Annotated in this window: 22 protein-coding genes and 3 pseudogenes; 7 read left to right on the top strand and 18 right to left on the bottom strand. The window is 36.7% G+C overall.

Annotation, left to right across the window (positions count from 1 at the left end; genetic code table 11):
* Nucleotides 1–276 precede the first annotated feature (276 nt).
* Together C4E06_RS19340 and C4E06_RS28900 are read right to left on the bottom strand one after the other, a co-directional pair.
* On the bottom strand, nt 277–753 hold the full coding sequence (locus tag C4E06_RS19340) for a hypothetical protein (protein ID WP_107669849.1): 477 nt from the start codon (nt 751–753) through the stop codon (nt 277–279).
* Nucleotides 754–845: 92 nt separating this feature from the next.
* Nucleotides 846–950: pseudogene (locus C4E06_RS28900) on the bottom strand (PEP-CTERM sorting domain-containing protein); the annotation flags it as partial.
* A gap of 300 nt (nt 951–1,250) precedes the next feature.
* Here C4E06_RS28900 and C4E06_RS29270 point away from each other — a divergent pair.
* Nucleotides 1,251–1,340 (top strand): annotated as a pseudogene (locus C4E06_RS29270) (3-oxoacyl-ACP synthase); the annotation flags it as partial.
* Nucleotides 1,341–1,451: 111 nt separating this feature from the next.
* On the opposite strand, the gene C4E06_RS19325 reads toward C4E06_RS29270, so the two are convergent.
* The 6 genes from C4E06_RS19325 to C4E06_RS19295 form a co-directional block, all read right to left on the bottom strand.
* On the bottom strand, nt 1,452–1,835 hold the full coding sequence (locus tag C4E06_RS19325; protein ID WP_107669847.1) for a hypothetical protein: 384 nt from the start codon (nt 1,833–1,835) through the stop codon (nt 1,452–1,454).
* A gap of 24 nt (nt 1,836–1,859) precedes the next feature.
* The gene (locus C4E06_RS19320; RefSeq protein WP_107669845.1) at nt 1,860–3,872 is read right to left on the bottom strand and encodes a ribonuclease catalytic domain-containing protein; all 2,013 of its coding nucleotides are present in this window, start codon (nt 3,870–3,872) and stop codon (nt 1,860–1,862) included.
* A gap of 145 nt (nt 3,873–4,017) precedes the next feature.
* Entirely contained in the window at nt 4,018–4,233 is a 216-nt protein-coding gene (gene rpsR, locus C4E06_RS19315; RefSeq protein WP_009545480.1) for a 30S ribosomal protein S18, read from the bottom strand.
* Between the two features lie 32 nt (nt 4,234–4,265).
* Nucleotides 4,266–4,460 (bottom strand): 50S ribosomal protein L33, encoded by a 195-nt coding sequence (gene rpmG, locus C4E06_RS19310; protein WP_087591032.1) that lies wholly within the window; start codon nt 4,458–4,460, stop codon nt 4,266–4,268.
* Nucleotides 4,461–4,617: 157 nt separating this feature from the next.
* Nucleotides 4,618–5,079: a hypothetical protein gene (locus C4E06_RS19305; RefSeq protein ID WP_107669843.1), complete on the bottom strand. Its 462-nt coding sequence runs from the start codon at nt 5,077–5,079 to the stop codon at nt 4,618–4,620.
* A gap of 291 nt (nt 5,080–5,370) precedes the next feature.
* On the bottom strand, nt 5,371–5,805 hold the full coding sequence (locus C4E06_RS19295; RefSeq protein WP_107669839.1) for a peroxiredoxin: 435 nt from the start codon (nt 5,803–5,805) through the stop codon (nt 5,371–5,373).
* A gap of 136 nt (nt 5,806–5,941) precedes the next feature.
* Here C4E06_RS19295 and C4E06_RS19290 point away from each other — a divergent pair, with 136 nt between their 5' ends.
* The 5 genes and pseudogenes from C4E06_RS19290 (at nt 5,942) to cysE (ending at nt 10,582) form a co-directional block, all read left to right on the top strand.
* Nucleotides 5,942–6,346 carry an Npun_F0494 family protein gene (locus C4E06_RS19290; protein ID WP_107669855.1) on the top strand — a complete coding sequence of 135 codons (405 nt, stop codon included), beginning with the start codon at nt 5,942–5,944 and terminating at the stop codon, nt 6,344–6,346.
* Between the two features lie 51 nt (nt 6,347–6,397).
* Entirely contained in the window at nt 6,398–7,882 is a 1,485-nt protein-coding gene (gene cobQ, locus C4E06_RS19285; protein WP_107669832.1) for a cobyric acid synthase CobQ, read from the top strand.
* A gap of 18 nt (nt 7,883–7,900) precedes the next feature.
* The gene (locus C4E06_RS19280; RefSeq protein WP_087591321.1) at nt 7,901–8,140 is read left to right on the top strand and encodes a 2Fe-2S iron-sulfur cluster-binding protein; all 240 of its coding nucleotides are present in this window, start codon (nt 7,901–7,903) and stop codon (nt 8,138–8,140) included.
* 155 nt (nt 8,141–8,295) lie between these two features.
* Nucleotides 8,296–9,731: pseudogene (locus C4E06_RS19275) on the top strand (DNA cytosine methyltransferase).
* A gap of 113 nt (nt 9,732–9,844) precedes the next feature.
* The gene (cysE, locus tag C4E06_RS19270) at nt 9,845–10,582 is read left to right on the top strand and encodes a serine O-acetyltransferase (RefSeq protein ID WP_107669830.1); all 738 of its coding nucleotides are present in this window, start codon (nt 9,845–9,847) and stop codon (nt 10,580–10,582) included.
* A gap of 61 nt (nt 10,583–10,643) precedes the next feature.
* Here the strand turns inward: cysE and C4E06_RS19265 are convergent, their stop codons facing one another.
* From C4E06_RS19265 to C4E06_RS19220, 10 genes are all read right to left on the bottom strand, one after another.
* Nucleotides 10,644–12,128, bottom strand: coding sequence for an ABC transporter ATP-binding protein (locus C4E06_RS19265; protein ID WP_107669828.1), 1,485 nt, complete (start codon nt 12,126–12,128; stop codon nt 10,644–10,646).
* Nucleotides 12,129–12,135: 7 nt separating this feature from the next.
* Complete coding sequence (locus C4E06_RS19260) at nt 12,136–13,227, bottom strand: BMP family protein (RefSeq protein WP_107669826.1); 1,092 nt, start codon at nt 13,225–13,227, stop codon at nt 12,136–12,138.
* A 2-nt stretch (nt 13,228–13,229) separates the two neighbouring features.
* The gene (lepB, locus tag C4E06_RS19255) at nt 13,230–13,826 is read right to left on the bottom strand and encodes a signal peptidase I (protein ID WP_107669824.1); all 597 of its coding nucleotides are present in this window, start codon (nt 13,824–13,826) and stop codon (nt 13,230–13,232) included.
* 59 nt (nt 13,827–13,885) lie between these two features.
* Nucleotides 13,886–14,719 (bottom strand): nucleoside triphosphate pyrophosphohydrolase, encoded by an 834-nt coding sequence (mazG, locus tag C4E06_RS19250; RefSeq protein ID WP_107669822.1) that lies wholly within the window; start codon nt 14,717–14,719, stop codon nt 13,886–13,888.
* 71 nt (nt 14,720–14,790) lie between these two features.
* Nucleotides 14,791–15,906 carry a hypothetical protein gene (locus C4E06_RS19245; RefSeq protein WP_107669820.1) on the bottom strand — a complete coding sequence of 372 codons (1,116 nt, stop codon included), beginning with the start codon at nt 15,904–15,906 and terminating at the stop codon, nt 14,791–14,793.
* Between the two features lie 56 nt (nt 15,907–15,962).
* Entirely contained in the window at nt 15,963–17,534 is a 1,572-nt protein-coding gene (gene lnt / locus C4E06_RS19240) for an apolipoprotein N-acyltransferase (RefSeq protein ID WP_107669819.1), read from the bottom strand.
* A gap of 80 nt (nt 17,535–17,614) precedes the next feature.
* Complete coding sequence (locus C4E06_RS19235) at nt 17,615–18,157, bottom strand: hypothetical protein (protein ID WP_107669817.1); 543 nt, start codon at nt 18,155–18,157, stop codon at nt 17,615–17,617.
* 75 nt (nt 18,158–18,232) lie between these two features.
* Nucleotides 18,233–18,832, bottom strand: a complete 600-nt coding sequence (locus tag C4E06_RS19230) for a GerMN domain-containing protein (RefSeq protein WP_107669815.1) — start codon at nt 18,830–18,832, stop codon at nt 18,233–18,235.
* A gap of 103 nt (nt 18,833–18,935) precedes the next feature.
* A complete protein-coding gene (locus C4E06_RS19225; protein WP_107669813.1) occupies nt 18,936–19,739 on the bottom strand; it encodes a DUF2993 domain-containing protein in 804 nt (267 codons plus the stop codon).
* A 44-nt stretch (nt 19,740–19,783) separates the two neighbouring features.
* Nucleotides 19,784–20,098, bottom strand: coding sequence for a DUF3067 family protein (locus tag C4E06_RS19220; protein WP_107669811.1), 315 nt, complete (start codon nt 20,096–20,098; stop codon nt 19,784–19,786).
* Nucleotides 20,099–20,189: 91 nt separating this feature from the next.
* Between C4E06_RS19220 and C4E06_RS19215 the strand changes: the two genes are divergently transcribed.
* Nucleotides 20,190–22,199 carry a bifunctional serine/threonine-protein kinase/formylglycine-generating enzyme family protein gene (locus tag C4E06_RS19215; protein ID WP_107669809.1) on the top strand — a complete coding sequence of 670 codons (2,010 nt, stop codon included), beginning with the start codon at nt 20,190–20,192 and terminating at the stop codon, nt 22,197–22,199.
* Nucleotides 22,200–22,206: the final 7 nt, after the last annotated feature.

The following is a 22,206-nucleotide window of genomic DNA, read 5'->3' as shown; positions in this document are numbered from 1 at the left end:
AAGAGTTTTCCTTGTTTCAAGCCTCCAACTTGAGGTGGAGGTAATTCTAAATTCTACATTCTAAATTCTACATTCTGATTGACAATGCCATCATTATCTATATCTATCCTGAAAGTTATCGCTTCGCTCGAAGTCAGAAGTAGGAAGTCAGAAGTCAGAAGTTGTTTTTTCTTATTTTTAACTTTGTTAGGTGCAGTTGCTAAAATTGCTTTTTTTCCTAATCCTTGATGTAAGATTTTTGTAAAAGCAATTCATAAACTGCCTTTAACAAATAGCTTAAGGATTAAGATTGCCTGCACCAATTAACCAGCCCACAAAACCGCTAATCGTAGCGGTTAATAGGATATAAACGACTTGTCTCCAATATTTTAATTCTCCTACTTTTTCAGCCAGATCAGGAATTTTGGCTATGGCTGTTTCAATCATTTTTAGGCGATCGCTGACTCCATCTAGTTTGGCATTAATGGTTTTACTATCTCCTTGAAGTTCTGTTTTTTCTATCGTAATTTTGTTAATTACTTCTTTAATTTCTTTTTTCAATTCAGTTTGTATTGATTCCAAGTTTTTAATATTTTCTTTGAGTTGATTTTGTCCTGTTATAACGGGTTCAATCTCTTCTTTAATTGTGCCTTGTCCTCTTTCAAAAGCATTTAATCGATTCTCTAAAACCCTTTGTCCTTCTTCTAATTGATCAAAACGATTCATCAGTAAGCCTTCTAATCTTTTGAGATCGTTTTCTGTTACTTTTGCCATTTATCGTTATTCCTCAATGTTTAAAAAGTCCCCTAGATATGAATCAGGAGACTATCTTTATTATTAACGATAATAGAGCAATATTCTCTAATTTAGTTTTTCTTATTATTTTTGACAAGTTTGCGCTTAAATGTACTACCAAAAGCGATCGCAGTTCCGGCACCTAAAATAGTTAAAGGTTCGGGAACAGCTTCTACAGAAGCAAAGTTATCAGCAACAAATGATTCAGCTTGACCAAAAGCACGAAAACCTGCTGACTGAACAATAATATCAGTAAAAGTTTCTCCTTCTGTTGCTACAATACCAATAAAACCGCTATCAGCAGTTTTTCTAAACTCACAAACATGATTCTCCTTAAAGATTAAAGTTTACAGATTATTGTAATAGAGGGGTGTTAGCGATGGTGTTCGCCCAAATGGATAACTTATGTATAATTTTAAAATCAGAATATATAGAATATGTACTTTTGCCTTTTGACTTTCGCGTAACGGTATATTATGAGTATCTCGCCGAAACGACTTAAAGAAATTCAAAATATTCCTGATTCTGCCATTGATACGTCAGATATTCCTGAATTAAATGATCATTCTTATGTTAATAATCAAAAAAATGAGAAAATTTAAGCCACTCCATAATTAGTATAAGGACGCTTAAACACTGTACTAAACCTCCTAGCGCAGAATCATAAACAATCAATTTTAATTCATAAAAAGTTCAGGGTATTCTTGCCAAACTTTAGTAATAAATTGATGTAATTTTTCTTTAGCTATCGGATTATAATTAATTGAATCATCTGGACTGTGTAACTGACTTAATAAAGGGATTACCTCTATATCTAAAGCAGCTTGAAACAGAACAATCGGATATAATAAATCAGAAGTTGATCGGACATCTATTAATAATTTAGGAGCAAAAAATTGAGGATAAATTTCTCTTTCTTCAGCCATGTCTACTAAACATAAGGGACGAACCCAACACAGTTGACGAGATTCGACTACTTGAATCACTTCACAATAAAGACGATGAGACTGATGAGTTAAATAAACAATTTGTTGAGGAGTAAAAAGGCAATTTTCACCCATTGTAATTATTAAAGAATCAACTTCTTAATTATTAATCATGGTTTCGTGTTCGAGCATTTCACGAAAACGAATTTCATCGCGGTGGGGATCAGCGCGACTGACTTGTACATTCAGGCGATCGCCTAAAGAGACCGATCGCTCAAAGCGATGAGGTAATTCTAACCCTAATTCTTCTAAAAGGATCACCCCCAAGCCTTCATCTTCTCTTAACCAGCGCAAAACCAATCCTTGCCACACTTGATCAGAATTACGACGCAAAAATTCTAACCCCCAATAACGGTTGGTTTGTCGTTCGACAAAAGACGCTTCTTGGGCCGATAGGGTAACACTGTATAAAATTTGTTGCATCACATCCAAGGGAAAGGGCAACTCATCCCCTCTCAAATGGGCTTTTAGTTGGAAATGGGTTAATAAATCTGTATAACGACGAATTGGGGACGTTACCTGAGTATAATTATCTAATCCTAAACTGGCGTGACGACTGGGTAGGGTTCCCATCTCACTGCGAGGCATACAACGGCGTAAAGCGCAAGCCCTGACTGGACCGGCCGGGAGTAATAATAATTCTTCGTCTGAGGGTAATTCTGGCTGAGGTTGGCCGCGAAAGGGAACAGGAATGCCATTTTCTCGACAGTAAGTCCCTGCTACTTCTCCAGCTAAAATCATCATCTCTGCTACTAATTGACGGGAAGTAGAGGTTTCTAACAATTCGATGATAATTTCTTCTTCGGACTTCACCTTAATAATAGCTTCTGGCATTTTGATGGTGATGGACCCTTGAGACTGTCGCCATTGATGTCGTTTTTTGGCTGCGTCTGCTAATACGGCTAATTCTGACTCGGCAGTGATGCCTAACTGTAACATTTCATCGACATCGTGGTAGGTAAGGCGATAGGTGGGTTTGATGAGACTTGCATGAATGGAGTAATCTAAGACACCCCCTTGACTATCTAAAACCACTCCAAAACTCAAAGCCGCACAAAGTTGACCTTGACGTAAACTCATGGGTCCTGTGGCCAACTCCATGGGAAACATGGAGATCATCCCTGTGGGTAGATATAATGTGGTGCTGCGTTTTCTCGCTTCTAAATCTAATTCGTCTCCTGGGGTGACTAAACGGGTGGGATCAGCGATATGTATCCATAGTTTGACTCTATCGTCGTCTAAATACTCGACACTCAAACCGTCGTCAATTTCTTCCGTACTTTCATCGTCAATGGTATAGACTTTTAGATGGGTCAAGTCAAGGCGATCGCCGTCGGGGTCGGGGGGCAAAGTTTGTAAGTAAGAAGAGGCCACATCTAATACCTTTTGAGGAAAATTGAGAGGGTAAGAGCTTCGCTTTAAGAAAAGGTTTTCGTTGGGACTCCACCATTTTAAGGCTACCAATAGGTCAAAAGCAGCCTCAGGGGTGGTTTTTTCTCCCAGTTCTTTGAGTAAGTCTTGAGCGTTGCGATGATTTTGCTCTGGTTGTAAGACCAACTTCTCTAATAAGTCTAACCGAGTGCGATCGCTCTGACTCCATTCTACCGTTTCCCCGGCCAGAGCTTGTTGAATATGTTCAAAAAAGATTTCTTTTTCTTGTTGACGTTGTTTTTCGACTTCGAGTTGATGTTTAATTTCTTCGACTTGACTGGGGGAACGGGGTTCGTATTTGTCCCCTTTTTTCTTAAAGTATATTTTATCTTCTGATAATAAGCGATGGGCTGCATAACATAACTGTGCCGTTTGCTCTGAATAGAGGAAGCTTGCCATATCTGCTGGTGTTACGGCTTCTCCCTCTTCAATTAGTAATTCCCACGCGACTTCTAAACTAGAGGGGTCAAGATAGTCTTGAATTTCTTGGAGAAATTGAGGAATTTCACTACTACTGTAGGGTCCTCCTGGAACTTCGTAATCTATTCTTTGGGGTCGTAGTTTATGGGAATGTCCTTCACTATCAAGAACCAGCCAATCTTTTTTACCTTCTGGACGATCAACCACCCCTAGACGGGGTTCTCCATTGACTCTAAATTCAACTAATTTGCCTTTTTCCACCCGCTTTCTGCCTTACTTGCTAACATTTTCTTTAACCATTCTATAGTCCCCTGTTTTGAGATAAGGTTTCCGGGGTTACATTGGGAGTTTAGGGGTTAAGTTTTGATACCATGCTAACCCCGAATACCCAACATTAGAGATCAGGTTAAGCTTCTTTGTTAACAAAGGGCAATAAGGCTAAAAATCTCGCCCGTTTCACCGCAGAGGTTAAAGCTCTTTGTTGTTTGGCGGTTAACCCTGTAATGCGTCTTGGTAGGATTTTACCCCGTTCGGTGATAAATTTCCTCAGCAATTCTGTGTCTTTATAATCGATCGGTTGTTTAGGGGGAATGGGAGATAATCGTTTGCGATAGTAACTCATACTTGACTTTTTCCTTATTTTATGCTATCCAACTATTTAATTTCTTTATGAACCGTGTGGGTGTTGCAGTGAGGACAGAACTTTTTGAGTTCTATTCGTCCTGTGGTATTCCGACGGTTTTTGCTGGTGGTATAGCGGTTAACTCCAGGCGATCGCTTGTCGGTGTTTGTCCGACATTCTGTACATTCTAGGGTAATAATTAGTCGAACCCCTTTTTTACTGGCCATAGCTTAATTTAGCAACTTATTGAATTAATTTAGATTTACACACAAACAGCTATTATCTCATATTTTATTTAATTTTACAAGCTCCTTAAGCTCAAGTAATTAGGCAAGGGGCAAAAGGCAAGAGTCAGTTGTTCCCTTTTGCCGTCAAAATTTCAAATTAATTTTTACGTAACACAACTAACCAAAAGCCACCCACACCCGCAGTAATTAATAGACTGTGTAAAGGAGACATCGGAGTCGAGCTATAATGTAAATCTTGTTTTAATTTATAGCTAATATTTTCGTAATCAACTCCATCTTCAGTGACAGGAACAATAATCACTTCTCCGTGGCCTTCATCAATAATTTGGACTTCCCAGTCTCCAGGAATGGAAGTATCCGGAAGAAAAGAAAAACGGCCTTCTTCATCAGTTCTCGACTCTAACCAAGGTTCATCAAAATTATTAGGGGCGTAAACATAAACTTCAGCATTTTCAGCGACTTCATCGGTACTATAAGTGGTTTGAAATTCTAATTGATCGTTCATTAAATAATTAGTAAACATGGTGTGGGCTATACTTGTAGATGGCATTCCCACAACACCCAATAAAACAGGTAAAGCAAAGATTAGTTTTTTCATCTGATTAGAACTCCTCAGAACGATTCAAATAAGGTTAAAGTTGATTATAGCAAGTCCTAAAAGTGATTTATTCAAAGGAACAGGGAAACCATCGCCATAAAAAATTCCCCATCATCTGATGAGGAAAAATTAAGTTCAAGGGAATAGGGAATAGGATAAAACACACCCTTGCCACCCCCTCTAACTCCCCCTTTTGTGAGGGGGAGAACCCTTGCCACCCCCTCTAACTCCCCCTTTTGTGAGGGGGAGCACCCTTGCCCGTTCCCTCCAAGGCAACAGCCTTGGTAAAAATTAGCCAGCAACGCCTAAAATATCTTGTGCATGGCTATCAGTTTTTACTTTTTCATCAACATAGCTAATTTTACCCTCTGCGTTGATAATGTAGGTGACACGCTTAGAATAACCACCCCCCTCGACATCATACGCTTTGGTTAACTTGCCATCTTTATCGACTAATAATTGAAAAGGAAGACCATACTTTTCTTTAAATGCTTTATGAGAAGCTTGGTCATCCATGCTAACGCCAAAGACAACCATATCTTTATCCTGATATTGTTGATAGTTATCGCGGAAGCTTTGGGCTTCTTTGGTGCAACCTGGGGTATCATCTTTAGGATAGAAGTATAAAACGACGACTTTACCCTTATAATCCGATAAAGAGACGGTATTACCTTCATCATCAACGGTGGTAAAGTCTGGTGCAACGGTTCCAACAGCTAAAGCCATAACGTTTCATTCTCAAATTAATTGTTATCATTTTCGATCATAAAACTTTACATGACAGAAGAAAACCTTTCATAATGGAAATACCTTCATCTATGATCACCCTTACTCTTGGTTGTATCCTAACCGAACCATTAATATGAAAGCCTCAACCCAAACCTTGAATCTTGCTTATACAGACCGAAGTATAACCCGTGCAGAACGGGCGTTATGCTGCGCTCCGTTTCAATTGAGTTTATTTGCCGCTATGAAGGCTAAAAGCGTTCCCTTGCCCTATATTGCAGGGGAAACAGGAGTAAAAGAAGGCTATACCCTCAAATTTTTATCAGAACAACGAGTCGAAAGAGAATTAATGTGGTTAATTCAGGTAGGATTATTAAGGCGAGAAGTGGACGGACAAGGAATAACCGATAGTTTTCGTTTAACTCCCTTAGGAAGACAAATTGTAGACAAATGGAACAGTCAAAAAGGTTATTTACCTCAACCGAGTTGGTGGGAAAGACTGGTTAATCGCTTGATTCGTTGGTTTAGTCTTCCTGTCTAACTAATAACTGGTTATTGATAACTGTTCACTGATTATAGGGAATAAGATTTAATGAAAGCCATGATGGTAGTGGGGACAACTTCCCACGCCGGAAAATCCTTTATTACGACCGCAATTTGTCGTATTTTAGCCCGTCAGGGTTGGCACGTGACCCCTTTCAAAGGGCAAAATATGGCATTAAATGCCTATGTTACTGCGAGTGGGGGAGAAATTGGTTATGCTCAAGCCGTACAAGCTTGGGCTGCAGGGATTCACCCCAGAATAGAAATGAATCCTATCCTCCTCAAACCTCAAGGTAATATGACTTCCCAGGTTATTTTAGGGGGTAAAGCAATAGGAATGACCACCGCAACGGACTATTATAAACAGTATTTTGATCAGGGTTGGGATGCGATTGTTCAATCCCTCGAACGTTTAGCCGTCGAATACGATTTTGTGGTTTGTGAAGGTGCCGGAAGTCCAGCAGAAATTAATCTCAAACATCGAGATTTAACTAATATGAGGGTGGCTAAATATCTCAATGCACCCACTCTATTAGTGGTGGATATCGATCGCGGTGGGGCCTTTGCTCATGTGGTGGGGACTCTGCAATTATTAGATCCCTCGGAACGGGCGTTAATAAAAGGTATTGTGATTAATAAGTTTCGAGGCCAGCGATCGCTTTTGGATTCGGGGATCGAATGGTTAGAAAATTATACCGAAATTCCGGTTTTAGGGGTAATTCCGTGGCACAATATTGCTTTTTCGGCGGAGGATTCTTTAGATTTATTAGAACGACGCAGAAAAGGAAAACAAGAGATTAATATCTCTGTTTTAAGATTACCTCATATTGCTAATTTTACGGATTTTGAACCCTTGGATGCTGAGAAAACGGTGTCGATTAATTATTTAGAGTTAGAAGATCATTTAGGGTATCCGGACGCAGTGATTCTACCTGGCTCAAAAACCACCATTAATGATTTAATTGCCTTAAATAAAAGTGGTATGGCTAAAAAATTACAAGATTATGTGGTAGCCGGAGGAATTGTTTTAGGGATTTGTGGTGGGTTTCAAATGTTAGGAGAGATGGTGTTTGATCCCGATCAATTAGAAGGTGACAGTGTTTCTTATCCAGGGCTAAAATTGTTACCTATTGAAACAGTGATCACCCCTGAAAAAATTGTCCGTCAACGTCAAACTTGTTCAGTTTATCCTTATCCTGGATTTCCCATTGCGGGTTATGAAATTCATCAAGGTATTAGCCGTCTACCTAAAGAGCTAACCCAACCCGTCCGAACCACCATTCATGCTTTATTTGAAGATGCTACTTTAGGAATTGTTAATGATAATCAATCGGTTTGGGGTTGTTATTTACATGGTATTTTTGATAATGGGGCTTGGCGAAGAACTTGGTTAAATTATCTCAGAAATCGCCGAGGTTTGTCCTCTTTACCCACAGGAATTCCTAATTATCGAGAACAAAGAGAAGTTGTTTTGAATCAGTTAGCTGATCTCGTAGAAGAATATATAGACTTAACACCCTTGCTAAATAACTAATCATTTGAGGAATCTTTTATGACAGTTCAAGTGCGATTTTTACCTGATGATATTACCATAGAAGCCCAACCAGGAGAACCTATGTTAGAAGTAGCAAAAAGGGCAGGAATTACGATTCCGACAGGTTGTTTAATGGGGTCTTGTCATGCTTGTGAGGTAGAGTTAGAAGATGGTGAACCTATTTGTGCTTGTATTAGTGCGATTCCTGCAGGAAGTGAGTCTATAACGATTAGTTTATATACGGATTTAGGGTGGTAATTATGTAAGGCAAAAGAGGGTAGGGTGGGCAAATTAGAGACTTGTTTAAACGACTTATAATGTAGACAACTTTGCCCACCGTATAAAACTAATAGATATAATAAGTCAAGAAAATAGTATAATTGAATTATTTTGCAGAATAAATTAATGAGACGATGGGGACAATAAACCAAGAAAAAATCACCAGTCAGAGTGAGAGTCAACAATTAGAATTATTCAACACTTCTAAACCCTTAGAATTAAGTTTTGTTAAAACACAATTTACCTTTATTGATTTTTTTGCAGGGATTGGAGGGTTTCGTATTCCTTTAGAAAAATTAGGAGGAAAATGTTTAGGTTATTCAGAAATTGATAAAGAAGCTATTAAGGTTTATCAACAAAATTTTATTAGTTATTATAATGCCCAAGAACTCAATTTAGGGGATATTTCTAAAATTCATGAGTTACCAAAAAATGTTGATCTATTTGTGGGGGAGTTCCTTGTCAACCTTGGTCTGTTGCCGGAAAATTAAAGGGGTTTAATGATCCGAGGGGCAAACTATGGTTTGATGTAATTAGATTGGTTAAAAACTATCAACCAAAAGCTTTTATATTTGAAAATGTTAAGGGATTAACAACAGGAAAAAATAAAGATAAATTAGACTATTTAGTAAATCAATTTGAAACTATTAATTATGTTGTGAAGTGGAAAGTCATCAATTCTTATGATTTTGGTGTTCCTCAAAATCGTGAAAGAGTTTTTATTGTAGGGATTAGAAAAGATCAAGAAAACTGTTACGATTATCAATTTCCGAAACCGTTAAAAGTTCATATTAGACTATTAGATGTTTTCGATGAACTCAAAAATTGTAAAGTCGTTGAAAAAGTAAAATTAAATCCAGATATTCTATTTAATGGTAATATTCCCCCGTCTCGTAATCGATTTCAGAAAAATGATGAATTGAATGACTTTTTTACGTTTTCAGACTTAAGAAATGGTCATACAACCCTTCATTCTTGGGACTTAATTAAAACAACCAAAAAAGAAAAAATAATATGTTTAACTTTATTAAAATATAGAAGAAGTAAGAAATATGGGATAAAAGACGGTAATCCTTTATCAATTGAGGATTTAAAAGAGTTAATCCCTCAATTGAAAGAATCTGATTTAACTAAATTAGTTGATAAAAATATTTTACGTATCATCAATAATAAGTATGAGTTTGTAAATTCAAAAAATAACTCAGGAATTAACGGTGTTTATCGCATTTTCTTACCTAATTCTGAGACCATTGGAACTTTAACAGCTACCGGCGCAAGGGATTTCTTTGCAACAGTTTCTATTAATGCTGATAACCCAGAAGACTATAAACAGAAATTTCTTCAAAAAATTTATAAACCTCAAAAATTTCAGCCGATAATGGCTAAACATTGCCGTCAATTACAAGGATTTCCAGATTGGTTTGAATATCATCACAAAGATAGCATTGCAAAAAAACAGTTTGGAAATTCAGTTCCTATTCCTGTTGTTTACCATGTAGCCAAAGAACTCATAAAATTACTAATAAATAATTCCCTTAATCAAAAAAATCTTCAACTTTATTTTTCTTGACAAATATCCCTCAATAGTATCAACCATTAAATCAACCGAATGGGTGAACCGTCAACCGCTTCCAATGATAAAATAGGTATAAGACGCAATTTTAAGTCAGGAAATTCAGTTTGGTGTTATCATCCATCATTGCCGATTTTCGTATTATTTTTGACCGTGACCCGGCAGCCCGTAATTGGTTGGAGGTTCTCTTCTGCTATCCTGGGTTACAAGCCATTATGCTGCATCGTATCGCCCATCGCATCTATAACCTAAAAATCCCTTTCTTTCCTCGTTTAATCTCCCATATTGGCAGATTTCTCACTGGAATCGAAATTCACCCAGGGGCAAAAGTAGGTACTGGTGTATTTATTGACCACGGGATGGGGGTGGTTATCGGGGAAACCGCCGAAGTTGGTGACTACAGTTTGATTTATCAGGGTGTCACCCTTGGGGGGACTGGTAAAGAAAGCGGTAAACGTCATCCGACTCTGGGTAAAAACGTGGTGGTAGGTGCAGGGGCGAAAGTTCTCGGCAACCTTAATATTGGTAATAATGTTAGGATTGGGGCGGGTTCTGTGGTATTACGGGACGTTCCCTCTGATTGTACCGTTGTGGGTATTCCTGGGCGTATTGTTTATCAGTCTGGGGTGAGAGTTAACCCTCTAGAACATGGGAACTTACCGGATTCTGAAGCGAAGGTGATTCGTTTATTATTAGATAGAATTGATGCGTTAGAACAACAGGTTCAAACCTTACAAGAAGATAAAGTAAAACAAAAGGAGTTAGTCGCTAATGGCGCGTCTAATACCGATTATAGTTGTTATTTAAAAGACAAAGAAATTGAGGAATTTCTCGGCGGTACGATGTAATTTTTATAGTCAATATACCTAATTGTATGGTAGGGGTTAACGGCCGTTAACTCCTATCTTTTTATTCAGGTGTCATTCCCATCATTAATAACCCTATTTTTTCGAGATCAGTATTCGGATTAATAATATCCATAAATTTTCCTCGGTAAATAATAGCCAAGCGATCGCTCATTTTTCTCACTTCTTCTAATTCGGTGGAAATATATAAAATAGCTGCCCCATTTTCCCTTGCTTTCAATAATTGTTGTTGTATATATTCCGTGGCGGCAATATCGAGTCCCCTGGTGGGTTGCATCGCAATAATTAACTGGGGATGATTGGCTAATTCACGGGCTAAAATAATTTTTTGTTGGTTTCCTCCTGATAGTTTTCCTACGGTAATATTGGGTTCAACTCCTCGAATATCAAAGTTAGTAATGGCTTTATTTTCTACCGTTTGAATGGCTTTTTTTTGGAGAATTCCCCATTGATTAAAAGGATAAGTATAATATTGTTTTAAAATCAAGTTGTTTCCAATACTTAAAGAAGAAACTAACCCGATTGTTTTTCTATCTTCAGGAATATAACCGATAGATAATTGTTTAATAATATCTTCTGTTGTCCAGTTAGTAATATCAATATCTTTATATTTAATTTTACCCTTTTTAGGTTTAATAAATCCCATAATTACTGAGACTAATTCTTGTTGCCCGTTGCCATCAACTCCTGCTATTCCTAAGATTTCTCCTGCTTTTATCTCAAAAGAAATATTATGAATATTTTTCACCAGTAAATTATCAACTTTTAAGATAGTTTCGGTATAAGATAATCTTGGCTTAGTTAAATTAGTTTTTGTATGTTCACCGATCATCATAGTAGCTAATTTTTGAGGACTAAGATTTTTATTTTCAAAAGTATTAATAACTTTTCCTCTTCTTAAAATAGTGACAACATCACACAACTTAATTACTTCTTCTAATTTATGACTAATAAAAATAATCGTATTTCCTTGATTCACAAATTGACGTAAAATATTAAAGAAATTTTCTATTTCACCAGGGGTTAATACGGCAGTGGGTTCGTCTAAAATTAACAGTTTCGCCCCTCTATATAAGACTTTTAATATTTCCACTCTCTGCTGCATTCCCACGGAAATATTTTCTACTTTCGCATCTAAGTCAATTTCTAGTTTATAATCATCAATTAATTGTTGAATTTCTAATCTTTTTTGTTTTAATTTAAGTGTATATTTTCCTTTTGTCCCTAAAATAATATTTTCTAACACAGATAATTGAGGAACTAACATAAAATGTTGATGAATCATGCCAATTCCTAGATCAATCGCACTTTTAGAAGAGTTAATATGAACAAGCTTATTATTAATATAAATTTCTCCTCTATCGGGATCATATAACCCTGATAAAATATTCATCAATGTGGTTTTTCCCGCGCCATTTTCCCCTAAAATAGCATGAATGGTTCCTTGATTAATTGTTAGAGAAATATTATCATTGGCAGTCAATGAGCCAAATTTTTTTGTAATGTTTTTTAAACGTAATTCAACCATATCTTAGTTAAGAAACAGTGTTATTAACACAAAGGGTTGTTTTTCCATCTTCTTCGCAAGGTTCAAAGGTTATTTTTTTAGTAACAATTTCTTCTTTAACATTATTGATTTCAGTAATCATCTTATCGGTCACAACTTCGTTAAATTCTCCTAAATATAAAATCTCAGGATAATCCAAACCTAAACTATAAACTTTACCTTCTAATTCGTTTTTATCAGCTAATTCTGCTAAATAATTAATGGCTAAATCTAACCGTTTAATGGGAGTAGTTAATACAGCTTCGGGGGCAATCTTTAACTGATCAACGGTATTTCCAAAGGCATAAACGCCCTTTTCTTGTGCTGTTTGCAAGACAGCAGGAGAAGCATTATCTAACCATTGATAAACCACATCGGCCCCGGAAGAAATTAAGGCTAAAGTGGCTTCTTTTGCCTGGGCTGCGTCATTCCAATCTCCTGTATAGGTAGAGGTAATTGTAATGTCAGGATTAACAGATTTTGCCCCTAATTCAAACCCCCTTAATTCTTCATCCGTTGCTTGAAAAGATTGGGCGGTAAGATAGGCCATTTGATTGCTGTTTGTCATCATTGCCCCTAACATTCCACAGAGATAACTTCCTTGTAGATGATCGATGCGTAAAGAAGCTATATTTTCCCCTTCTACTGCCCCATTAACGCCGATAAAAAAGGTGTCCGGAAATTGAGGGGCAACCTGTTGAATGGCTGCGTCAAATTGTCCCCCATGAGCATAGACTAAATTATAACCCCGTCGGGCAAAATCGGCGAGGGTTTCTGCTTGATCAGCTTGGGAAACTTGCTCAACATAGGCTATTTCTGCCCCTAATTTTTCTTCGGTTAACTTAACACCTTCGTAACCGGTTTGATTCCAAGCTTTATCCGTTATAATACCAGGTAAAACAATAGCTATCTTAAGAGGATTCTGGCTTTCTGTTGTTTCTTTTTCTTGGTTTGGAGAGGGAGAAACTTCTGGATTTGTTGAAGTTGAATTATTGTTATTTCCACAAGCTTTTAAAATTAAGCTGCCTAATAAAGCTGATGTAAATCCTATAAATTTTCTACGTTTTAATGGTGATTTCATTATTAAATTATTGTGCTTAAAATACTACCAATACGTTGCCAAGGAAAGAAGCGAAAAACAGCATGGCCAATGACGTTTTTTTCAGGCAAAAAGCCCCAAACATGGGAATCATTACTATTATTTCGATTGTCTCCCATGACAAATAAATAGCCTTCGGGAACTTCTACGGTTTGTAAATTATAGTGGGGAGATTCTAAGATATAATCTTCATCAACGGGTTGATTATTGATATAAACGATGCCATCTTGAACCCCAACTGTTTCGCCACCCCTAGCCACAATTCTTTTAATAAATGCTTGGCTTCTTTGATAACCTTGCAGTTGTAGTTGCATGGGAGGTTCAAAAACAATAATATCCCCTGGTTTAGGAGGATGAAAATAATAAGAAACTTTTTCAACAACCAAGCGATCGCCGGTTGCTAAGGTGGGATACATCGACTCAGAAGGAATGTATCTGGGTTCAGCGATAAAAGTGCGAATAATAACGGCTAATATAATAGCAATGCCTAGAATTTGTACATTTTCCCAAATCGCTTTCAAGACATTATTTTTCTGGCTTGAGACTGAGTTAGATTGTTCTTTTTCTTGATCGATGGTCATAGAAATAAGTTGAGTTTCTTTTTAAATTATAACCTGTTTCGAGTCAGTCAGCTATCGGTTTACTGCTTCAGTTGTTTTTTAGCTTGTTGCCAAAGCTTTTCTAATTCTTCTATGGAATAATCCGTTAAAGAGCGATCGGCAAATTTTTCCATTGTAGACAGTCGTTGAATAAACCTTTCATTGGTTCCTGCTAAAGCTTCTGAAGCATCCAAACCATACCATCTTGCAATATTAATAATAGTAAATAATAAATCCCCTAATTCTGATTGTTGATGAGCTTTATTATCGGTTTCTAATGATTCTTTAAACTCCGTTAATTCTTCATTGAATTTTTCCCAAACCCCGTCTACTGTTTTCCATTCAAACCCTGCTTTTGCTGCTTTAACTGAGATTTTACTACTGGCCATTAAAGGGGGTAAACTTCGATTATATCTTTCTAGTTTCCGACTCAATAATTGAGCCATTTCTGGGGTTTCTCCTTTCTCTTCTGCTTTAATTTTCTCCCAATTTTCACGCACTTCTTCGCTATTTTCTACCGCTACATTTCCAAACACATGAGGATGACGACGGATCAATTTTTCGGTGATACCTTCGGCGACTTCTTGTAAACTAAAATAACCGTAATCTTGGGCTATTTGTGCTTGTAATACCACTTGTAATAATAAGTCCCCTAACTCTTCTACAATAGCCTCTTGATCCTCGCTTCTAATGGCATGAACCACTTCATAGGCTTCTTCTATGACATAGGGTATCAAAGTTTGAGGGGTTTGGGCGAGATCCCAGGGACATCCCCCGTCAGGCGATCGCAGTTTTGCCACCACATCAACAAGATGGTTTAATGCGTCTAATATGGCGTGGTAGGTTTGAGTTTGGCTGGTTTGAGGGTTAGACATCAATAATAATCATAAAACTCACTTACCTATTGTTAACCAAGTTTGCTTTTTTTTCAATCATTTTCTTTAATTTACTGTGTGGCTTCTTTTAGTTTAGCTTCGGCTAATGATAATAATTGTTGTGCTTCATTATAAGCAGTGGTTCCTGTTTTAACTTGTTTCAATTTTTCCATATTTCCTTGCATTTTAGTGATAAATAGTTTTCGTTCATTGGGTTCAACTCCATCGGCAAATTGTTCTTGTAAACTTTGGATATCTTTTTTAGCCATTTCTAAGGCTTCAACTGATTCTTTTTCGGCTTTACTCTGTAGTTTGACTAGACTAGAATTGGTTTCATATTCTGCTAATAAAGCTTGAGTTTCTAAATACCCTAGATCATCTTGAGAAATGGTTTCTAAACGAGTAATGGCTTTTTGCCAAAGTTGTTGACATTCTTCCCATTTATCCACCGAATGGGGGGGATTTTCACAGAGTTTTGTGGCTGATAAAGAAAAGTTTTTCGCTGCGCTTATCATTGTATTTGTTCTTTCTTTTGCTGTTATGGTTCCTGTGACAGCTTGAAAGTCTCTTTGATAACTATCTAATTTTGAACTAACTAAAGTAGCTGCAAAGGTTTGAGGGGGTAACTGTTGTAATTCATCTAAAGATTGCTGCCAACTGGTAACAATGGTTTGTTTTTCTTTTAGTTGAGTAGCTTGTTGATAGTTTTGTTTAGCTTGTTGTAAATTAGTTTCTGCTTGTTGATAGGTATTAAAAGCATTTTTTTGTTGAAAAATAATTGCTTCCATTCTGCCTATTTTCTTTCTAGCCGCTTCAAATTCATCAATGGTAAACTGCCAACTGCAACTAAACATTTGACAATATCTTTTGGGTTCATAACCAATGAACCAAACAGGCAATTTATCTAAATTTTCTTGTGCTAATTTAACCTTTTCTTCCCCTAATTTGATATCATCAAAACTAGAAACATGATGAATCAGTTGATCCGCTTGTTCAACATGGGCGATCGCTTCTCGATAGTGATGATCCATTTCAATATAACTGGGTAATAATAACAGTGGGGCAACTTTTGAGACGGGACGACGTATCATAGGATAGGGTAAGTTTACTAGGGAAATAAGTCCCACTAAACCAGCAGTGGTAACCGTGGTTATTCCTAAACCCCAAGCTATTCGTTTTAGTTTCATAATTCATCATCATAAGTACACTTATAATTAGTATTCCCAATCTTCAGGAATGATTATCATAAAACTAACTTTGTTAACCATAATATCCCTGCAACAATACCTAAACCAAGGGTTAACCAGTCACCCCATTTTACATATAAAGTTTTGGTATTTCTAGGGTAAATAACCCCTTGATGTAACTCATAAGTATTGATATCTGATATCCATAAAGTGTCCCCTTTTGGGTTAACAATAGCAGAATAACCAGTATTAGTTGCCCTTGCCATCCATCTATCAGTTTCAACAGCGCGAATAACATCTTGTGCGTGATGTTGTGCGGGCATAATTTCACTATAATGGGCATTATTAGAAGCCGTAATGATAAACTGTCCACCGGCTTTTGCTTGACGGCGAAAATGTTCACTAAATGCAGATTCATAACAAATTCCTGTGATTGCTTGACCAAAAGGTGTCTTAAATTTTTGCTCGGTATTTCCTGCTACTAAATGACTATCTAAGGGAGATAATCTATCAATTAGTTTTCCTAAAATATCCTCAAACGGAATATATTCCCCAAGGGGAACTAATTTTACTTTATCAAAACGACTCATTATTTTTCCTGTTTCATCTATCATGAATAGACTATTGGTATAACTGGTATTGTTACTCCCAAATGCTCCCAGAATTACGGGAACTTGCTGATCTAAAATAGCCGAATAAAAGGAACTATTATTAACAATATAATCCAGATCAAAGGGTAAAGCTGTTTCAGGTGTAATGATTAAGTCAACCTTTTGATTACTGAGTTTTTTATAGCCTTTTGTATAGCCTTCAATGGCCTTTTTCCATCCTTCGGGATAGAGTTTTATAGTATTAGGAATATTCCCTTGAATAATGCCCACATTGATGGCTTGATCGACATTATTCATTAAGGGTTGCATATATAAATAAAGTCCCCCTAGATGTAACGCAGTAATTCCTATCAAAGAAGTAAAAATTAATAAAAAATATTGTTTTTTATTTTGATAATAAATTAAAATAGACTCTGCCAATAACCCATTAATACCTACAATAGCAGCAGTAACAGTAGAATAACCTGATAACTTTGTTAGTTGTAAAATGATTAAATTATTAGGACTTTGAGTATAAGATAAAGAAGTCCACCATAATGCACCTTGATTCCACAATAATTCTAATAAACACCAAATCGCTACCCCAAAAATTACCCTTATAATAGCTTGTAAAATATTATTTTTAATTATTGTCCCCTTTGTCCCCATAAACAAACGAAAAATGATTGACCAAACTGTCACTAATATTGCTCCCCAAATGGTAATAAATAACCAACAAAAAAGGGCAATTAATAAACTAAATAGCCAAGGCACTCCCATCCAAGTCATGGGATGAATACCCGTGATCCAAAATAAACCGAATCCATGATAAGCGAATCCCCAAACAAAAGCGATCGCTGTTTTTTTATTAACAATAATATTGCTGAATAGTGACTTTTTTTGATAGTAACTTTTGTTATTAGATACAGTCAACAACCATAAAGGAATTAACGCGATCCAAGCCAAATAAAAAGCAGAAAAAGGAGCCGTTGTCAAGCCCATTAATAAACCACTAATAGCAGTTAATACAAATTTCATAGTTAGCCGTTAATAATTAACAGAAAGTAGGGGTCAACGGCCGTTGACCCCTACCATATTTGTTATGTGTAATATAACAATTATTCATTATACGCAGGAAACAAACTGCGAGGAAAATCTTGTGCAGAGAGACAGATATCCATCGCTCTAACGGGACTCATATCACTGACTTCCCTAGCAGTCGCAATGACACATTCAGAATAAAAACCCGGCCGTAAACTGGTTCGACAGGAATTTAATAATGTTAATAAATTGATTTCTTCCGTATCCGTTTCTGGGTCGACGACGGCTAAATTAGGAAGCGCATTATAAATATCAGCAACACAGTTTCCTAAATCAATAGGCCGTCTGACTTGGAAACAAGCTCTTACGGAGTCATTTCCATTGATAGGAGTTGCATTTGCTATAATACTGACACATTCTGATAATTCTTTAGGAATCAATGCATCAGAACAAGCAATCGACGCATCGTCCCCTGAGACATCAAACTTTTCTAGTTGAGTAATACACACACTAAACTGGTTCCAATTACCGGCTTTTACAGGCACTGTAAACAGCAATAAACCCAGAGAAACTGGAAACACTCCCAACCCACGAAATACACGATTTAATGACATGATCATAACTGTTTTAGACAGTATTAAAACCCAAATAAATAAATCACTAGGATTCTAACAAAAGATTCGCTTAAGTTCCGTTTATAACTCAAAATTCTCGTCAAACCACTGACGAGTCATGGGTTGTTCTATCATTAACCCCTCTCCCCCTAATACTTCTAAGGGTTCGCCGTCAATAGATAACCAGACTTTAGCGTTCTCATCTAAACTGGTGGCAGTGTACAATAGTTGCGCTAACCGTCCCATCATGGATGCACTACCGCCGCCGGTGGTAAATTCTGAGGAGAGATTAAGATGAACTCCTTTGTCGTCTAATTTAAGGCTTAATAGCTTGGTTTCTGAGGGAATGGTGGTGTCATTTTCAGACCCCTCAGGACCCGATAATAAGTCTTTCATGGCAGTTTCTAACACTTGTTGGTCTGTTAGAGACTTTTCTAGGGTTAAAGGAGTCTCCTCTAATTTTAAGCGATCGCCGGTGGCATCCAACCAGTAAACTTGTCCTCGTTGTTCAGTTTCAGCCGGTTGACTCACCGGACTTTCTGTGGGGGTGGGGGTATCAGTCGAATTAGTTAACGTATGAACGGCCCACCAAGTAACTACGGTTCCAGTGGTTAGCATGGCTGCGATAATTCCCGCAATAAAGCCAATAGAGGAACCTTTTTGATGATTATTATCTTGCATATTATTTTCCTCTTAACTGTTTTTTATCTTCACGACGATTCTAGCGTAGATAACAGTTCCTGGTGGGATGATTAAGAATTAATAATTAATCATTAATCTTTAATTATTCTTCCGATGGACTCAGGCGAAAAAAGGCAGCAATATCGAGGGTTTCGTCGTTAAGATTGACGTTTAAAATTCTCACGAAAAATCCTTGATCGGCGAAAATATCTAGGGTTAATCGCTCACTAATCCCTGCCAATATTATATTAGCAAATCGTGAAGAGAGTTTTCTATCATTAATAATCGCCGTTAGATCGGTTAATTTAATCTTTTTTCCTTGTTCTATGGCAAAAGCAACTTGTGCTGAAATATCTAACTTCGTGGGGTCTTCTCCTTCTGCACCTTCTTGTTCTAATTCAATTTCTAAAGCTAGGCGATTTTCTGTCATAAAATTAATCTGTAATTTTAAAATTTTAAAGCGAGGGGCTTCGGGAGGTAAAATAGTGTCAATTAACCCTTGTAATTGTTCTCTAATACTATAAGCTTTTAAGGCTGAATTGAGATCATCTTCTTCTATAACCAGACGAAAAGCCCCTTGAAAGGGTTTATTGAGAGAAGATTGGATACTTTTAATTCCTGCTAATTCTTGAACTTTATTAATATTAATGTCAATGGGATCGGTTTCTAAATCAAAAGTATCTATTCTTAAATTGTCAATAATCTCTATGCCACGACTAGCAATGCGTACCCGATCAATTTTTCCTGATACCGCTTGATAACTGGGGGTATTATCAATCCTAACGGCTAACTCCTCTACACTCGAAACTTGCGATCGTAATCGATTCGCCACTACCGTATCCACCACAAACCCGATAGGGGAAAGAATGGTGATTAAACTCGACAAAAAAATCGTAAAAACTTCCATAAAACTAGATTATTCAATTCATTTTTATAGAGGGTAACATAGAATTACTCATCTAAAATCCATTCTGAACTTTTTTCCCCTAAGTCGAGGGGAATACTTACTGCTTTTCCGAGACGGGGACGTTCATTTGTGGTTTCTAAATAATTAATAATTTGTTGTTGACTTCCCCAAGCGGTTAGGTAGTTTGCGATCGCATTCAAATGTTCAAAGTATTCTTGTTCTGTCATCGGGAAAGATGCTTGTTCAAGATACTTCCACATCACTTGACAAAAAATCTTACCTTTAACCTTTCTTAGTTGCATATCGTAGGATCTTCCCCATTTACTGTACAATAATTGGTGTAGGTCTTGTCCTGTCATCTTCTTTCCCTTCATCACAACACTACTTCTTATTGGTTATAACAGAAATAACAGTTATCAGTCATCAGTTATCAGTTATTAATTATTAATTATGCTTTATTGTCTTAACCCTAGTTGTTATAATCCAGAAAATCCTGATAATAATAAAAACTGTCATGGTTGCGGAGAAAACTTAAGTAAAACCAGTCAAAAATATTTGTTTCAAGTTCACTATAAAATCATTAAAAAGCTTGGAGAAGGTGCTTTTGGTAGAACTTATTTAGCCCATGATCTGCATTTAATGGATGAAAAAAGAGTCATTAAAAAGTTAGTAACTTCCATGCAAGGTGGTACTTTACAAAAAGCAAAAGAACTCTTTAAAAGAGAAGCAAAACGTCTCTATGAATTAGAACATCCCCAAATCCCTAAACTTCATGGTTATTTTGAAGATAATAATGACTTTTATCTGGTTCAAGAATTTATTGAAGGTCATACATTATTTGATGAAGTTTGGCAACAAGGACGGTTTAGTGAGGAAAAAATCAAACAACTTTTAAAAGAATTATTACCCGTTTTAGACTATCTCCATCAACAAAAAATATTACACCGCGATATTAAACCAGAGAATATCATGCGTCGGGTTTCATCTAATAGTTATAGACAAGGAAATACAGCAGAATTAGTATTGATAGATTTTGGTGCATCAAAACAAGTTAGTACCACCATGAAATCAATGGCAGGAACCCAAATCTATACAATGGGTTATGCAGCAATAGAACAAATGCAAGGGAGAGCAAAACCGGCTAGTGATATTTATAGTTTAGGGGTAACTGCAGTTAGATTATTAACTCAATGTTTCCCCGATGATGAAGATGAATATGGCAATACGATTGATAAATTATTAGATGAAAATCATAGTGATTGGCGATGGAAAGAATACGCACAAGAACAGGGAATCCTTATAAATCCGAAGTTAGCAGCTATTTTAGATAAAATGTTAGCTCAGAATATAAGCGATCGTTATCAAACAGCAGCAGCAGTATTAAATGATTTGCAAAAGTTAGATGAAACTCAACCATCAGTTTCACCAATAGTAACCCCTCAACCTACTATTAAAAAACCAATTGCTAAAACGTTTGTTCCTCCATCTTTACAAATACAAACCCCTCAAAAGAAACCCGATTCTTTAGAAAATTATTTACAAACAGTTTCCTTTGAAACAGTAAAAGTTAATGCAAGAGGACAGATTATAAACCGTGAAATCAGACAAGCACAATGTTTCACAGAAATATTACCAGGAGGAGTGAAACTAGAAATGATGAAAATACCAGGGGGTAAGTTTATGATGGGAATAAGTGAGGCAGAAATAAAGATGTTATCTAAGAAGATTAATATTAATTGGTTAAAAGAATGTAGTCCTCGACATCTCGTTACTCTTCAACCTTTTTTCATGAGTAAATATGCCATTACCCAAGAACAATGGAAAGCTATAGCCTCTCAAACTAATTTAAAAGTTAATGATGATTTAGATCCCAATCCTTCGGATTTTAAAGGGAATAAAAATCCCGTTCAACAAGTTAGCTGGTATCACTGTGTAGAGTTTTGTCAAAGACTCTTTAAACTAACACAACAAGATAATATACCTAGAATATATCAATTACCCAGTGAAGCACAATGGGAATATGCTTGTCGTGCAGGCACAACAACCCCCTTTTATTTTGGGGAGACGATAACAACAGACTTAGCTAACTACAATGGTAGCTATGTTTATGCACAGGAAAACAAGGGGATAAGAAGAGGAAAAACGACCCCTGTGGGGTCTTTTCCTCCCAATGGGTTTGGATTATATGATATGCACGGTAATGTCTGGGAATGGTGCGCTGATAATTCTCATTATAATTATCAAGGTGCCCCTAATGATGGTAGTGCTTGGATGGGATTTAAGCCCTCAAATTTAGCTAAAAATAGACAAAATAATTCATATGCTGTACTGAGAGGCGGTTCGTGGTTTTCTGGCCCTGATATGTGCAGTTCTGCGATTCGTCTTGTAGATCATAGACGCGACCAATATAGCCACGTTGACGGTTTTCGTGTAGTATGTGTGTTCGATTACAATCTTTAGGGCTTAA

The organism is Cyanothece sp. BG0011, from assembly GCF_003013815.1.
Taxonomy (GTDB): Bacteria; Cyanobacteriota; Cyanobacteriia; order Cyanobacteriales; family Microcystaceae; genus Crocosphaera.
The sequence above is the reverse complement of the archived record's forward strand: the minus strand, read 5'-3'. Positions and strand labels throughout refer to the sequence as shown.